Here is a 17,421-nt window from a genome sequence, read left to right as displayed (position 1 = left end):
TCATTGCACATTCCTGATCTCGAACTGCTCCCGCAAGAGCGACTCGTCGAGCCTCAAGGTGACACCATCTGCGTCGAGCTCGATGACCCCGTAGCCGTCGACGTTGAGCAGACGTCGAACAGCGGCGAATACTTGGCTGATCTCGATAGCAGCTATGCCCGCAGCGGCAGCCACAGTGTCCTGATGAGCACGGCCGCCGCGATCGACGAGTGCGCCCAGTACCGCCCCCGCGGTCGAGTCGTCGAGCGCTCGACGGCCTGCCATCCGCTTCTGCTCCGTGTATGTCGCGGAAGCGAGCACTGCCTCGACCAGTCCAGTCGGACCTGTTTGTTCACCATCGATCTCGAAGAGCCCCTCACCTTGGCTCGGCTGTACCGGCTTCTTGGCCTTCCGAGACTGCGGCTTTGCCTTCGAGATGATTTCGATGGACGTGGCCCTGTCAACGGGGTCGTTCCACCACAGCGGAACCTGCGGAGCAGCCTGTTCCCAACCATCGGCGCCGGTCGTAACAATCGCCGCCTGAAATACAAGAACTGGAATCGCAAGCTCCGCCAGGCTGGCTCCACCGTGGTAGCCCGCGTGCCGCGGTCCGTAGTGCGCGTCGCTACGCCACAGCAGGACTGCTTCACCGCCGGGTGCAACGACCCGAGGACCGGACACCTCGACTTCACCGTCGACTGCCGGCCCACTTACCGCTGTGCGCCAACGCGACTCAGCACCAGAGACATTCAGAGCCTCGCTTGTTCGCTCGACAATGTGTCCGTGATCAGAAGTCAAGATGACAGTGCGTTGAGCGGCAAGTGCGGCATCCAACAGTGATCGAAGGGGATCGAGGGAACGAATATCCCATTCCTGAGCGGATGTGTCGTTCTTGTGAGTTGCGTCGTCGATCGCGTTGATGACGACCCCGACGACCGGCACTGCCTTTGCCTCTGCCTGGATCGCCTCAGTCACGGCCTCTGGTAGCGCAGCACCGCCCTCAGATCGTAAATCATTCTTATGGAAGAGCTTTGCACCCGGGAAAGCCGTAGCCAGACCACGCTTTTCGTCGTCACCTGCTCCTGAGCGCACTTCGCCGCAGAACAACGAGGTACGAGAGACGCTGGTCAATGAAGGCAACGCCGCAACCACCGATTGCCGCTGATGGATCGTCGCGGGGACCCATTCGACGAGACCCATTCGGGCGACCTCTGCGGCGAGCGCGGTGGCGATGGCCGCACTCATTCCGTCGAGCACCACGAGCAGTACGCCGCTAGGGCGACGCCATGGGGCGACGACCTCTGAGAGCAACCGCTCTACTCCTAACGCTCCTTCTCCGTCGCTCCTATTGACTTGGTCCAGTCTCGACGCAAAGACGCGGTCACGTTGCTTCCGGCGTTCGTGAACTTTGTCGAGAAGCCCCTGATATGCCTCACGGACACGAGCGTCATCTGATCCGGTCCACACGGCACCAACAGCCGCGTCCACCCACGCGCCGTCGCTCAGCTGCCGCTGGAGGTCGCTGCCGAGCGAAGACGATGAACCCTCTGTTGTGGCGAGCCAACGATGAAGCCGCACGGCCATCGTTGGTGCCATCGAGAGGGCCGCATCACGATGTTCGTTGATGCCGGCCAACGCATCTTCCACTCCGACACCGGAGGTGAGCGCCGAGGCAAGCACACGGACGCGCGCGCTGTACCCGGCCCGGAGGAATGCGGAACGCTCCGCTCCCTCCGGCCATTCGACATCGTCGAACAGCTTCTCAGCCTGTTGTAGCGCCAGGCCCAGCTCGGATGAAGCATTGCCTTCCAGCCGCAGAACCGTCGCTCTGGCAACTCCTGCAAGAGCTTTCGCTCCGTCGATCGACACAGCTCTTCCATCGATGAAGCGTTCGATACGCACCCTCGCTGCAACCTGAGCTTCGTTTGGCGGGGTGCCGTTGTCCGGCCACAAGACATCCGTTACCAGGCCTACCGCCAGCGGTGTGATGTGCTCATTTCGCGCCACGATCTGCAGGGCCAGCGCTGCCGCATCACCTAACTCGGTCGCCGCCCATTCGATCAGATGGCGTCTGAGCTGGTCGTTGACAGAAGCCCAGGCGGCTCGTACGTTACGTCGACCGAGTTCAGTAAAGAGAACGACACCGTCGAGTTGCGCACCAGCGTCGATTATCAATACATGAGCGAGCAGCGACCCTAGAGCGTGACGGCTGGTCAGCGCGGGTTCCGGTGACCGTGGCCAGCCACCCGGGGGCTGATAGTCGAGCAGAGATGTTGCAGCCCAGCTGATCCGCCGCAAGTCTTGCCCGACTTCGAGTGCACCGGGGAAGAGGCGGGGCAGCGCCTGCCACTCGTCGGGGAACTCGATTCCTTGCTTGTAGGCACGGGCGAGAACGGCATCACCGAGATCGCCCAGTGGCCGGTCGGTGAGGACTAAAGCCTGTTCGCCGGCTGTGAGAGACGACAGGATATCGAGGATCGCAAGTTGAGACACCCCCGCAAGTACGCGGACAGAGACGTCGCCAACCCTGACTGGCCCGTGCTTCCAATCCGGCCGAGCGCGGAGCAACATAATATGGGCGTCAGATTTGACGAGGTCAGACGCTCGCTGCCGCACCATGGCCGGCGAGACGGACACCGCGCGGATTTGCTCGCTCAGAACCATCGCCAGTCCACTCTCAGTGTTTTGCCCTCGACTGGTTTGCGCAGTTCGGCTGTCAGGTTCGCCAGCAGCGTCTCGAGCTTTTGGACGCCATCGACTTCGACGGTGTGCTCTCTGCTAGCCCGCTTCTCTGCTTCCCGTCGTTCCTGCTCCTGTCGTTCCTTCTCTTGTAGCCGACGCAGCTCGTCCTCCTGCTCGCGAAGCCGTTGCTCGCGATCAGCCGCCTCCTGCTCACGCTTCTCGAGTGCTCGCTTCCGCTCGAGACGTTCCGCTTCCTCCGCAAGACGCGCTTTCTCTTCTTCCTCACGGCGAACGCGCTCCCTTTCGGCGGCCTCGTCGTCACCCAAATCCGTGTCCTCGCCATCACGGTCATGCTTCTCGACAAGTATCTGCGTAACCTCGCGCGCTGCCGCGTGCAACGAGGGAGCAAGGTCTTCATGCATTTGCTCGGCTTCCGCGTCGCGGCGCAGTGTCGCAAGAGCACCCTCCGCACGCTTGCCTGTAAGGCTCGGAAGCTGTTCGAGCAGTTGCCAGTTCGCGCCCTGCAGAACCGCGGCGACCTGTGCGCCGGAGGCAAGCGATTTGGCAAGCGGTTGCAGTTCTTCGGGGAGGTCGAACTTGGCGAGGGCGCGAATGCGCTCGACATTGTCGGACGCGTCGCGCAGAACACTCAACAGTTCCACCGACCGGCGTGCTGTGCCCAAGCGTTGACTCGTCTCGCGCAATCCGAGCGTGGCACTGTGGGATTCCAGTTGACCCACAAGGCTCTTCGCGCCCGTATCGAGTTCGCTGACTTTGACTTTGAGTTGGTCGCCGAGTCGCCGGACTGCAGCGGTGGACCGATGGTGCTCGTTGACTCCGATTCCGAACAACATCTTGGATCGGGCAAGTGCACGGGTCCAATCTCCGGGATCCGGGAGCGCCGGCTCCCGGAGTGTGGTGTCGTTGGCAAGGCTGCCAATCCCTGGGGGATCAAGAGGCGATCCGTGACGGAGCAGCTCTTGGTCTGTCAGCGCGACCCATGCCAGGATCAATAAGTCCTGGGCGGCCGACGTCACACCGGTTGGCTCGAGCGCGGCGCGCAACGCTCCGACGGTTGGAGGTGCGCTGGCGAGCGCTTGAGTAAAGGTGTCGTTCCATCCGAAGTGAACTGAGTCGAGCACATAGGTGACCTCACTCAAGGTGCCCACTCCGTAACCACTTACGACCCGGCGAACCTTCTTGGCCGTATCTCTATCAAGGGTGTCGATGCGGCCCCCCGCAGCCATCGCGGTTCGAACCAGGTCCAACACACGAGCCAGTTCAGTTTTGAGGACCTCTTCGCTCCCTCGGTCCACAGTCGGATGCTTCGGAAATCTTGCGTCGAGAGCGCCACCGAGGACCGAAACAGCAGTGTCGGCAAAGGACGGCGAGGACGGCTTCTGCGGGTCGTAACCGAGAGCGAGGGTGACAAAAATATTTCCCTCCGGAACGCGGTCGCCCAGGTGGTCATCAGTTGCCGCATCGACACCGTATGCCTGCCGCAGCGCAAGAACGACCTGCTCGCGCAGTGAATCACGCTGGTTGCTGAGCTGCCTCCGTGCGGGTTCACGGTCGTTCACCGGGAGCGACGTCGAGTACTGGTCATATCGCGCCCCGGTCAGCAGGTAGTCGAGGATGACGAGCTTGCCGATGTCGTCCATCCGCGCCGACGTCAAGAAGTGTGGCAGCCACGCTATCGTGTCGCTCTCCAACCCATCCTGCTTGAGCTGCAACAGTCTGAGCACGTCGTCCGACGGCGGGTGTCCCGAATCATCGAACGGGAAGTCGATGACCAACTTCCAGCGATCACCGCTGGCGGTGAGCGCGACGTCGGGAAGTGCGCGCGCATCGCGGACGTTCCCGAACACGACGTCAACCTCACGCTTCTGCCCGCGCCACACGTGTGTGAGCAAATACTCGCTCCCAAGTGTCCCAGTAAGCGAGGCCCCGATCTGGTCTGCGAGAAGCCGTCGCAGCAGACTGCGACGGTTCTCGTGCGTGTCTTCGTTTTGGACGTGGACAAGCACCGAGTCGTAGTCGACACCTGATAGTTGCAAGGTTATGACAGGGTCAGAAGTCTGGGAGCCGATGGTGAGTTCGCCGAACTCTCCCGACCAGTCCCTGGCGAGCGCAATAACTTGGACCGCCTCCTGACCCGGAATCATCGACACCACGGTGCCGAAGTTCAACGCCGACAATTTCGAGGCAGTGAGATCCTTCAACGAGGTGGCGCCCGACGCGATCGCCGCAATGAGGAGTGTTTTGGCGAGCCGGTCGTCACGACGGAATGGGTGGTTGCGCACAAGCCCCTTCGCTTCGTCTTCCGTCAAGGTGTGTCTGTTCAGGAGGTATGGGCGCATCTTGCGTGTGTAGAAAGTGCGTGCAGAACGGAAGAGGTTCTTCATGCCGAGGTCGAGCGGTTCGGCGTCGCCGAGCACCACCACGTCGAAAAGGTCACCGACGGGTATGACGTCGCCGACTGTCAGTTCGTCTCTGCCCCGAGACAGCAGCTCGCTCATGATCTTGAGCGCCGTACGCTCCCGCTGCATCATCGCCGAGAGTGCCACCATTGCATCCACCAACGCCGGCGAGAATGGGTAGACCTGCTCGAAATCAACTGCAGCTGAACCTATTTCGTCGGTGAGAAGGTGCTTCCAGGCCATCGGGTTCGATCGCACCCGAGCCACCGCTGCGCCCAGCGCATCGCGGCCACCGTCACTCGTCGGTAGGAGGAGACGCTTATGCACAATTTGCGGGAGGTTGGCGGCGGCGAGAGTGATCTTCTCGAAACGCCCTTCCCACCATTGGAAGGATTCGTCCAGCGCAACCTGCTCTGCGCCAACCCCGCCCCCGCCGAGGAAGTCTGTGAGGTTGCGCTGGCGAGCCACGAAGGACACCAGTGGGATGGGCAATACTCCGATGCCGGTCTCGACGAGCTTGGCCACTTTGGAGGTCTCCGTCTGAATGAACGAAGTGTCGCCCAGGTGATTGGCCAACCACAGAACCAACTCGTCGAGGAAAAGCACGACTCCCTCATAGCCCAAGCTTTTCGCGTGCTCGGTCATGGCACGAAGGCCCTCTGTCATCTCCAACCACGTGCCCGTGTTCTCGAACCCGGGAAAGTACGTGCGCACCAGGTCCGCGACAACACGCTGCCGATCTGGATCACCTGCCGGCTTAACGCGTGCGGCGTCGTACAACTCCGGGGTTAGCGCAGCCGCGAAACTACCCCAGCCAGAAGAGCCCGCTGCCTCGGCTTTGAAGCGTTCAAAGAATTTTTCGTCACCGAGTTGCGCGCGCCACTGGTCCGCGTTCTCGAAGAGCGAGTCCGAGCGGTGAAGCACGGGAGCAGGCGCTCCTGGATGTCGTGCCTTCATCGTGGCAAGGTACCCACCGAAGAGCGCCGACTCGAATGTCTCGGCTCCGATCAGGTGGTAGTCGAGTGCAAGGAGGTTCCGCTCGAGCAACATCTTGTGCTTCTCGACCTGTTCCTGGAGTCCCGGAAGCGCTTTGGCTTGAGCATTGCCGGTGAGCAGCAGATGCATGACCGCCATGTAATGCGACTTACCGGAACCGAACGACCCGTGGATGAACGCGCCCTTCGACGAACCTGAACTCAGGGTCGCCTCGACCAGGGTCAGGCCCTTTTCGAACGATTCCGCGATTGACTCGGTGACGACATAGTCGGTGAGCGTCTGGGATGCGGCCTCCTGCGCGCGGTGAATCTGCAAAACGAAGTCGTCGTCATGGACCGCGAGCGGGATGTTGATCGCATCGCGCAAAGGTAAAGACAGGTCGGTCATTTTGACGCCTTCCGTCCACGGGTAGCGACGGGCGGCGTCCATGCCGTCACCTGATCGCGGGTGGTCTCGATACGGGCAAGGTACTGATCTACAACGCCGGAGATGACTTTGGCCGGGCTGGCCCCGAACGCGGGCTCGATCTCCGAGTGCCATTGATTGAGCCACGGTTCCAGCTCCACCAGCCCTGCGACGAGCGGAACGAGCGCAGCATCGTTAGCCCCCAGTGCTTGCTGCGTTGGAATCTCGCGTGCCAGCGCGAGCGCTTGATCGCGGTGCGACCAGCCAGCCCATCCGAGCACCGGTGTCGGGTCCCCTTCTCGCGCAAGGCCTGGGTAGGCAATGAAACGCTCCTTGGGAACGTCGAGCTTGCCTCGCACCCTCCAATAGGTCGTCTTGGCGAAATCAGCTTGTCCGTACTTGGGCGGCACAGGGATGGTGACCTTCTCACCGGCATCCTCGCGCCGCTGAAGTGCCCACACGCTCTGCCACGCCCGATACTTCTCTACGCCGGCCGACTTGTAGCGATACGCGGCGAGGAACGGCACTGCATCACCAGGCGCAAGGCCGCCGACAACAGCAGCCAGATCAGGCTCAGCGCTGCCAGTGAGTGCCCTAGCGAGTTCCTTGATTACCGAGTCCGCCCGGAGCAGGTCGGCGAGCTCAGTGATCGAACGTGCGACCGGGCCCTGTGGATCTCTCCACAGCGCGGGGTCCTCGAGCCGATCGAGGATCGCGTCTTGCAAAGCCTCATTGCGTTGTACCGACCAATCCGATGTGGCCCAGCGTCTTTTGAACTCAGGTTTCTCAAGCAGTCTGATTCTTGGATCGGATTTCATCAGGTCCAGGCGCCCCTGTATGAGTGTCCGATAGTCGTGCGGCCAGGAAGAGGGTACATCGGTGACCGGTGTCGAATTGTGACGCTCGAACCACGCAGTCGTCTCCTCGGCCGCAACCACGCGGCGCGCGAGGTCAATCTCGAATGCCCTCTGCCCCAATGCGACCGCATCGATCGACGATCCGCTGTACGTCAAGTCGTCAGCAAGCAGGCCGTACCGGCGATAGACCTCCCAATCGAGTTCCTCTTGCTGAAAGATCAGCCGCTCGCGGATCTGACTCCAGTTGCCAGCCGCGTCAGCCAACGCCTCGGCGAGGTTCCCGGCCCCGTCAATGAGCCAATGTCCGACGACCGACGAGGGCGTGTTGACACCAAGATCACCTGCCAAGGCTTCTAGCGTCCGCGCGCGCTCAAGAGGAAGTTCTGCGGACAGGGGGAACGGATGGAGTTTGGTGGCATTGAACTGGTAAAAATCCTCCCACGGCACCTGCGTCTGACGAGCACCCTTCGTGTCCACCGTGCTGCCTTTGTTGTGGCTAACCTGCTTGAGCCAGAAACAGGCTGCGGACGAGTTGAGTACTCCTAGTAACTCCAAGTGCTGGTCCTCGGTCGCACCCTCCGGCAGCTTGATCACTGGTGCTGTCTGTTTAAACACCTTTCCGCCTCTGTCGAGGACGAAGTGGTTATGGGTTGCCACTTCGGCGAAGGTGATGGAGAGCGGCGTCACGTGGCGATTGGCGAAGAACATCGCGTGATCAAACCACCGCTTACCGCGTTCCTCCGGGCGCTGCCCAAAGTAGAGCCTGCTGCTCAAGTTGGCTCTAAAAATCCAGAACCACCTTGCGAGGGCCGAACTAGGTTCGAGATCGAGGCCCTGAACAGTGGCTGGTAGTAAACTCCGTGCCTGGGCTTTAACTTGATAGTCCCGAACTTGGTCGCCTTCCACCAAAATCGGACTGAATTCAGCCCAACTTAGGCGGGTCGCCACGAAATCTGGCACTACGAAGACCTCATCCTCGCCAGTGAGGTCTGTCATCCCCATGTCGACGCCAGTGTCCTTCAAAGTTAAAACCGAAACGGTCTCGATCGCGTCCTTCAGGCCAGACGCGCCACCACCACTAAGAGACCACGGATGGCTGGTGAGCGTCGACCGGTCGAGATCAGCGACTGAGACATAGCTGCCGTCATAGCCCGGCTCACTAACGTGTTCGACGATCTCGGTCCAGACCAGGCCCCTCGAAGCGTTCGCCGGCCGCCCCGGCTCGCCGCGCACGCCAAGGACCGCACGAACTTGATCAGCGATGGGACGGCGTCGACGGCCGATAATTATTACTGTCGGCGTCCCGTGCCCAGGGATATACGCGCCCGAGGAGTCGATCACCGCTGTGAGGTCGATCGGGTTGCCGATATCGTGACCCGCAAACAAATACTCGATGAGTTTCTTGCCGAATTCACGCTTCATGAACGAGTTCGAGGTGATCTGCCCGACGTACCCAGCCCCCTGACCTTGCTCTCCGCGAATCGCGAGCCGGAAGAGCAACTCCATGAAAGGCGCTGAAAGTGCGTACTTTCCAGCTGCCGATACATACGAAAGCCGGTACAGCGCATTGAGCGCCTTATCCTTCGGCGTGATGTATGGAGGGTTGCCCACGACTACGTGGTATTGACCGCGCCCGAGTATCCCCAGGTATTCGTCGATGTCTTCGGTGTCGTAGACAAACGCATTCTGGAGCTGCTCATCCTCATCGAAATCGAAGGTCTGGGTGACGCTGCCATGGACACTCAACAGTGAGTCACCGATAGCGAGGCGGAACCCGATTGCAGAGACTCCGACCAGAGAACTTTCACCCATTGCATTCAGACCCGCGACGGTGAGCCGAAACCGGGCAATCGCAACTGCGAACGGGTTGATATCGACGCCGTGGACGGAACCCATGGCACGACGGACACGCTCCTTGGCGTCGAGACCAGGTGCAGCTTCCAGCCATGCTTGGTTGAGCCGCTCGAACGCGCCCAGAAGAAAGTGGCCCGACCCGCAGGAAGGATCGATGACCTTGAGCCCCTTGAGGCCGAATTCAGCGATCGCTGGCGTCAGCGTCTGGTCGAGGATGAACTCCTCGACGAACACCGGAGTCTGCAGGAGTGCATAAGTCTTCTTGGCATGCTCTGATAGATCTTGGTAAAGGTCGCCGAGGAAACGTGTCTCCAACCTTGCATCGACGAAATCATGAACGAGCAGGCCATTCTCGTTGGTTCGACGCCAGAACGCGATCAAGGCGGTCGCCGATTCGGGACTGATTTCGGCGGTCCACACTGGGTTGTGCTTCGGGTCGATCAGAGCAGCACCTGCAGGCTGTGCGGCGAGTACGCCGAACCCCTGCTGAAGCCAATGTCGACGGTTATGGGTGGGATTCTCTCGAAAGTACGCGGTGAGGTTCTCCTCGGCGCGATGCACACGGTCGCCGGGCCCAGCGATCCACCCGACGGCGGTCGGCAAGCCATCGATCTTGGCACCGGCGAGCAGGTCATTGTCTTCGCAGAAGCGCAGAAACGTCGACGAGACAATCCACGCGACTGCGGCCTGATCGACCTCGTTATCGCGCCAGTTCACCCACGACCAGCCGGTCCGCTCCCGACCGAGGGCTTCGGCGTACTCCTCTTTCAGGCGCATGCCCCACGAGTTCGTCGGGTCCTCTGCACGGTCCTTCAAATCAGCCTGGAGAATCTTCAACTGCCCCTTCAGGTCAGCGAGCAGAGCGGACGAATTGATCACTTTTGGGCTCCTGGGGCACTTCTGGTGATTGCGGGTGCAGCGGTCAGGGACGAAAAGTCGGATGGCAGCTCGACCCAGGGGCTCGTCCCGGTCAGCACTTTCGCGCCTTCAAGTGACGGGTAGGCCTGGCTGCCTTGCTTGGCCACAAGTAGCCATCGGGCGGCCGGACGAGGGGTACCAACGTCGAGCAGATGCGACAGCAGTTCAGCCATGCCGTATCGGACGAGAGGGCCGGCGTTGATGATGAGCAGCGGCTCGGTTCTCGCCAATTGCTCGTGCCAGCGGGGAGCTACGGCCTCCCGAACTAGACGGACGAGATTCGCCCAATCGCCTTGACTCCGGTCAAGGGCATCTGCCCCCAGAACTACTTCCCACGGCACGCTGTTCTCCGCTGCATGGGCACGCGCGGCAGAGACGACCAAAGATGCTACGTCGAAGACGTTGATCCCGTATCTGCTGCAAAGTTCGCGCGTTGCCTTCTCGTAACGCTTAGGCGGGGTTGTCAACACAACTGCGCCGTGGCGAGAGAGTGATCCTTCCAATTTCGTCGCAGCCTCCGAGATAGCGTCCGGCGCATACACAGTCAGGCCGGTTGCTGTATGGGAGGTCGAATTCCTCTCGGAAACAAGCTCGTACACGCCGTCGTGGTTTACAACTCCAGGCAAGACCTCGTAGACGAGCTTGTCGAGTTCAGATCGCGCCGACGGTAGGCCGACTTGCGGGAACCGCGCAGTCACACTCTTCCGGACCGCGGACTCACTGATGCTCCGGCCGGGCTTGCCGCGTAGTGCGAGTTCGACCGCCTGCCGGGGATCAAGGTCGACTGGGTAGAGCTCATCGAACCTCGAGACCGTGGCTGTTATCGAGACCGACGCCGCCAATGTGAGTAATTGACGACCAGTCAGGGCGGCGAGTGTAGTCGCGCCGACGTCGTTCACGAGATCCGTGAGCGCACCGCTCGCTGTCGCATACGGGACCACTCCGGTAGTAACTAACTCATCCGCCTTGCGCCCTAATTCGATCGCTGCTTCCGTCAACACCTCCGCCGGCGGAAAATCTTCTCCCGATTCGTCGGGGTCCGCTGTCTCGCGCAACGCTATGACGTTGGCGCGCTTACCGACTCCGCGTCGTAGTTCCAATGCCGGCTCGTTCGTGCTGCGAGCATCGAACTCGTACGCGGCTCGTAGCAGAGCAGTGCCGTGACGAAGGCGCTCTTCGCCATCGAGCAGAGAGCCGCGCTGAACAACCAATGCGTTCGCTAGCCACGGCACAGTCGCCACGCGCCCAGTGCGTGCCATCAGGGTGGAAACTTCGGCAAGCATGGCATCGAGCGCGCGGCCTGTCGACCTACTCCATGTCCCAACCGCCTTGTCGACAGAGTGGTTAACCAGATCTCGGGTTCTCCCGAGCGACTGTGCTGTATCCGCAGTCGACGGCCAGTCGCCTGCCACAACGTCTCCCGTCAATCCGAGTAGACGCTCGACAACTACCTTCTCTGCACCGGCGAGTTGGCCGACCAGGGCACCGACCAGTCGCTCGGTACCCATCGGCTGATCTGCGGGAGTCTCTTGCGGACTACTGAGCCTTGCCCGCCAGCCACGGATCCTTGCTTGAATCTCCTTGCGGTACTTCTCCCCCAGACCGCGAATCGAGTTGATTCGAGTCGGATGCACGCCGAGAAGTTCACCCACGGTCGTCACGTCCAACCGTGCGAGAGGAGATAACGCTCGAGCAGACAAACCCGCACGATCTAGCGGAGTGTCAAGGCTTGCACTGTCGGCGAGTTCGTCGCTACCGCCTGCCCCGTCTTCCTGCGTGTCGAGGTCGGCGAAGATTCCTTGCCACGCGACAGCCAGTTGATCCGCGCTGCTGAATCTTGCTGTTGCCTGGGGGTGCAGTGCTCGCTGGAAAAACGCGGTGAGTTGAGTCGCTACAGCCGGCTCGAAACTCGTTGGTTCGATGATGGGCGCGTCGCTCTGGTCAGCAGGACGCCCCGCCCCCTCTCCCCACCAAGGAAGCTGGGTGGTCGCCATCTCGAACAAGGTGGTCGATACCGCCCACAGCTCGGCGGCGCGGTCGTACTTCTGCCGGCGACCTCGGCCCAAATACGGGTCCAGGTAGCTCGGTGTTCCCGACGCAATGTTATCGACACTTTCGCTTGCGAGCGAAAGATCGAAAAGCACCAGTGACGGCCGCCTGGTACCAGGATCCGGAATGATCCCCAGATTGGACGGCTTTATGTCACGGTGAAAGACACCCTGGGTTTCCAGATACATCATTGCTTCCAGGAGCTGGCTTCCGAATTGCTCGAGTTGGCCGACCGTGGCACGTCCCTCCTTGGACAGCCGAGTAGCGAGCGTTTCCTTTCCTGCGTCACTCAGCAGGATGGCACGGCGGTCCCCGACTTCGAGCGGACCGGAAATGAGCCGCACGATACGGCGATCATCGAGTGCGCGGAGCACGTCGGCTTCGAGCGAGAGTCGCCGGCCTGCAGGCTCGGTGCGAGCGACTTTCATTACCAGTTCACGATTGGGGTCGTCAGAGTCAGTGTCGTAGACACCGAGGGCGACACCACTCGACCCCTCGCCGCGGCGGCCGGCGACAATGAACCGGTCGGCAATGATGTCGTCCCTCTGCGCATCGACGGGATCATCGATGGGCGTCGGACCGTCGACCTTCTCTCCCCGCCGCAGATCGTCGCTTGCTTTCCGGAGGCGGTCGAGCACTTCCTCGATCGTGGACGGGCGCGTCGATTCCACCGCGCTGGTCGCCTTCGTGATCACTTCGGCCACATCGTCGGGCATACCGGGGGAGGCTGCGCGCGGATCGAGCGCACCCGCCTCGACAAGCCTCTGCTCCAACTCGACAAAGGTCTCGGCCGGTTGCCTACCCGTCAAAACAAGATAGGCAAGCGCTCCCAAGCCGTAGATGTCAAGCGGGATGGGCGGTAGCCCTTCCACTGAGTGACGAGCTTCAGGGGCGAGCCAAATCCAGTCGTTCTGGTCGGCGACACCCATCAAGTCATCAACGCCAGCGCCGATCGCGGTGAGTCGTGACCCATTGCGGGTGGAGCTGTCGCGCTGGGCGAAATACCAGTCGCGAATGGTGAGCTGGGGCAATGCGTCTTTCACGGGCGTTACCCAAACACGTCGGGGCGACAGCGCACGGTGACGTAAGTGGACGTTGTGCGCAAACCGGAGGATCTCGCCTAAGCGAATCACCAAGGCGATTCGCTGGTTGAGATCCAACTCGACACCCTCCCCCGCCATGTACGCGTCCAGCGGCAGTTCTCGTGCATCGTGCTCGAACACCAAGGCAGGACCGTCATCGGTTCGCTTGAAGTCGAGCGGGACAGCGATACCTGCATGACGCAGGTCCTGCGTGAGCTGGAATTCGCGCTGGGCAAGCTGCTCGACGTGTTGCCGGTCGGCAGAAGACGCCGTGGCTGGTACGTCGTACAGTCGCAGTCGCCGTTTGACCCCAGGCAAAGCGGGGAGGCTGACCAGCACATCCTGCCAATCCCGACCCTGCGCAATCGGCTCGTCATCAGTCACGACGAAGTCCCCCACCATTCGGGTCTTCGGCGTCGGAGTAAAGCCGACAGCGTCACAGAGCTTGCGCACTTCTCTGACTCTTCGGAGGTCCATCTGCTGACGAAAGTCGTGGGGCGGCTGAGCAAGGAATTCGGAGAACTTGCGAAGTCGCGGCGACGACTTGACGTGGTAGCCGTCCAGTGTGAGGACACCGATGTCGCCCGGAGCCGCTATGTCGACGGTGCTGCCCTCACCATGCATGACAACGACCGCATGTATTCGCGGGATCAGCGCCTTCGCTGCCTGGGGTGCCCGGTCCTGTAGAAGGCCCTTGAGCCACTTCGCCTTGCGGTCGGCGAGCAGTCTGGGATTCTCTGAGTTCCGCTGCCCCTGATTCCACCGCTGCGCGTTTCCGGTGACCCTGCCGTGCCAGCCCTTGAGCTCGACCAGATACATCCCCTGGGTGGTCAGCAAGAGGACATCGACCTCGGCTGTACGCCCTTGATCGTTGATGAACGTAAGGTTCGCCCATGCAGTAGCGATACCGTCGTCGGGAAGCAGGTCGCGGAAGATATCGAGCGCTGCAGCCTCCGCGGGGCTGGCCGCGTCGCCCATCACCTTCCACAACGGGGAGTCATGCTTCATCTCGCCACTCCATGCCCAGGCATGGGCGCGATCCTGGTGCCAGAGACGGGCTCGACCACAATCATCATGCAAATCCTATTCGACGGTAGCCCGCCCGAAGCGGTCGGTACGCCCAGTTCGCGCGCAAGCTCGATGCAGTCACGATGGAAAACGTCGGTGTCCGCCGCCCGAGTGCCTCTGACGCGACCTGGAGCCGGCGGACCTTGACTGCACACAGGTGTTCATTCTTTGTCAACACTCACCGCGCCGGCCTTCGCCTTGACCAGAACCCCATATTGAATCAGGCCCCGTTTGTTTCGTACCGCCTTGTCCGGCGCACGCAAGGACAACAACCCCGTAACGTCGCCACGTGTTGGCTGGGTATCCGTCTGAACACGGTCGTCTACGAGCGAAATGACCAAAGCACCTCGGGTTTCACTGCGCCCCAGGCTTTCCACATCCGCACCGGACGGAACGGCTTCAGCGGCCAAAATGTTTCTCTTGTTTTCACCAGTGAAATCAATTCGTTGCTCGGTACGTCTCTTACGTTTCCAGATAGGTGCGCTCACACCGAGTTCCTCGAACTCGACGAAGTATGCATCGGAACCGGTTCTGGACTGAGGCCAGATCACCGCCCAGTCCTGAATACGCCCATCCTTCGTGGCTGCGATGATCCAGGCTTTGAGAGGTTTGATCACATCCATATAGTCCGGATGCCATGTCATCGTTTCGAACAGTGACAGAAATTTGTCAGCGTCTATGAGACCGACCAGAACTGGCTGCGACGAGCGTTTGCCGGTCGAAGAATCAACGTATGGGAGTTTCACCTGCTTGGTCGCGCACAGAAGCATTGGTATCAGCGCCGTCGACAAGTTCAGAGCGTGTTTGCCACGTTCGTTTCTGGGGGGGACTGAATTCAGCTGATGGAAAGCGCCCACGGACGAGCGCGACTGGACAACAGCGTTGAACATTTTCGTCCGCGCCGATGGCTTCAACCAAGGTAAATGCTGGCTGACAAGCGGAGGGATCTGTCTCGGCTCCACAATCGGGCGACCATCCTCGTCGACACCGACATACTTCGTGAGTTCCTCACGAAACGACTCCTCGTCGAGAAGGAGCGCCTCGAACGCCTCGTACAGGTCCACTTTGTCGTCCCGCCTGATATACAGCCGCACGAGGTCTCTGTATCCGGCCCTAAACCCGAACCAACGCCCGGCCTGCATCAGAGTGTCGGCCTGTCCTGCTTTCCTCCGGAAGAAGGAAGTAGTCAGACCTTCGACAGTGAACCCTCGACTCAGCTTGGCTCCTCCGACCAGCACACGCCATACCTTGCCTTTGTCGAAGTCCAGGGCCTCTTGTTGTTGCTGGACATTCGCATCGGAATTCACGATCAGGACGGGGTTTGACCCACCACTGGTCATCTCCGCAAGAGCCTCGCCGATGAAGCTCTTCAGATCGCTGAACGAAGGCGGCACAGGCTCATTTTCTGCCCGTGCCTGCATAACTGGCTGAAAGTCCGTCTCGAACCGAGCCTTGAGCCTCGCCAAGCCGTCGGATGACCCGAATCGGCCGTTGTCCCAGAGTTTGCGGACGAGCTCGGCTGCTTCATCGTGCGCCGCGTTCTTGACGTTCTCATGGACGAGCATCGTGTGATGCCGAAATTCGCGATCGGAATACTTCTCACGATATTTCTTGATCGCACCGCTCAGCACCCAAGAATCCAGCGCCGCGGCCAGCTCTTTTCTCTGATTCGCCGGATCCGTAGCCGGATCCCCCTTGATCGCTCGGACGAATGCGAGCTCATTCGACGTTTCGAAGTTTTTCGGAACAAGATCCCAGTCGACGTCGATATCGTGGAATTCTTGCACGCCCATGTACCCCGTGGGCCGAGGTAGCGAAAGAACAAAGTCAGATGGGAACAGGTCGGACTCGTCGTCTGGGTCGATGAACACGTTCGCGAAGGGTGTTGCCGTATATCCCACGTATTGAGCGCGTGGCACCACCTCCATGACTTCACGAATCAATTTGTTGATCGCTGTTCGTTCGGCGGACTTCTTCGGATCCTTCGTGTTGACCGACGCAAGATCTGACTCGTCGTCGATGATCAATGCCGGCAGCTCTCCAAGCCCGGACTGGATCGGCTTGAGGTCACTTATCAATTTTTTCAGAGGGCTAGAGTTTTTCTTGACGACAACTACATATGCGTCAACATGGTTCAAATTCACCGGATCGTTGAGCGGCTTGCTTTTGTCAACCCGGTCGTAACGGAGCTGCGACAGACCCTGCGGAAGATTCTTGTAGTCGTACTTGTGTGTGGTGACCCGACGGATCCGCGTAGCGCCCGGTTGATCGAGAGCTTGCTGTGAGTGTCTGACAAAATTGCCGGCAAGCCATTCCTCATCCTGCTGGTAATCGAGGTTACGCGCCACCACTGGATCGCTTGCGTCCTGACCCGCCAGGACGTTCTCGACACCCATGAGCTCCATGTCGATTCGCCTCTGCGTCTGCGAGCGAAGAATTTCGATGGTGCCAGTCATGATGATCACCAAGCGGTAACCAGCATCGATCGCTTTAGCCGCTACTCCGGTGAAGTTCGCGGTCTTGCCACTCTGGACGTAGCCGACGACAAGTCCCTTGGTCGCCTTAACTTCAGCGCGCGTGGGATCGGTGAGCCGCTCGACGACGGAGGTCGTGCTTCTGTCGAGTCCCGCAATCAGCGGTGCCGGCCACTTCTTGACTTCCGACAGATACTTTTCGTAGTCGTCCCAATACAAGGTGCTTCGTTCGTTCCGCGCCTTGTCGTACCACGGCTCGAATGTTTTCGAAATTATGATCGCACCATCGACGTGAACTGGAATCAGCTCGGCAAGTTTCGACTCCGCGCTCTCACTCAAACCCAATGCGCGGACAACGGCGCGGCGCCTCGCGGGTGAGCCCGGTTCGGTAGCTGTCCCGAGCTCGTCCTCGACATCGAGTTCGGCACTCGCGTCCCATTTGGCAAGTGCCAGGCGAAGCTGGACCAGTCCTCCATCGTTTGGATTTGCCGACCACACAAAGTCGACGAGTTGCGGTTCTGAGACTTCGTGTCCTGCGAAAATACTGAGAGTCGGCAGTAGAGGTACCGGTCGTTGATCCGAGAGTCCTTGAAGCACGTTTTTCAGTGGCTGGGAAATCGCTGTCATATCACTCATG

General features: G+C 60.5%; 5 protein-coding genes. All 5 read right to left on the bottom strand.

All coding sequences use genetic code 11. From position 1 onward, the window contains the following. Nucleotides 1-2,643 (bottom strand): BREX-2 system phosphatase PglZ, encoded by a 2,643-nt coding sequence (gene pglZ, locus ASH04_RS24725; RefSeq protein ID WP_082519414.1) that lies wholly within the window; start codon nt 2,641-2,643, stop codon nt 1-3. Further along, nucleotides 2,634-6,506 (bottom strand): DUF6079 family protein, encoded by a 3,873-nt coding sequence (locus tag ASH04_RS24720; protein WP_057474819.1) that lies wholly within the window; start codon nt 6,504-6,506, stop codon nt 2,634-2,636. The genes pglZ and ASH04_RS24720 overlap by 10 nt, the downstream gene beginning before the upstream one ends. After that, the gene (pglX, locus tag ASH04_RS24715; RefSeq protein WP_057474818.1) at nt 6,461-10,072 is read right to left on the bottom strand and encodes a BREX-2 system adenine-specific DNA-methyltransferase PglX; all 3,612 of its coding nucleotides are present in this window, start codon (nt 10,070-10,072) and stop codon (nt 6,461-6,463) included. The genes ASH04_RS24720 and pglX overlap by 46 nt, the downstream gene beginning before the upstream one ends. Next, nucleotides 10,069-14,250 carry a BREX system serine/threonine kinase PglW gene (gene pglW, locus ASH04_RS24710; RefSeq protein ID WP_057474817.1) on the bottom strand — a complete coding sequence of 1,394 codons (4,182 nt, stop codon included), beginning with the start codon at nt 14,248-14,250 and terminating at the stop codon, nt 10,069-10,071. Before pglW ends, pglX begins: the two co-directional genes overlap by 4 nt. A gap of 221 nt (nt 14,251-14,471) precedes the next feature. Next, on the bottom strand, nt 14,472-17,420 hold the full coding sequence (locus tag ASH04_RS24705; protein WP_156394655.1) for a Z1 domain-containing protein: 2,949 nt from the start codon (nt 17,418-17,420) through the stop codon (nt 14,472-14,474). Nucleotide 17,421 lies beyond the last annotated feature (1 nt).

Origin of the sequence: Rhodococcus sp. Leaf233 (genome assembly GCF_001426165.1) — a bacterium.
Classification (GTDB): domain Bacteria; phylum Actinomycetota; class Actinomycetes; order Mycobacteriales; family Mycobacteriaceae; genus Rhodococcoides; species Rhodococcoides fascians.
The sequence above is the reverse complement of the archived record's forward strand: the minus strand, read 5'-3'. Positions and strand labels throughout refer to the sequence as shown.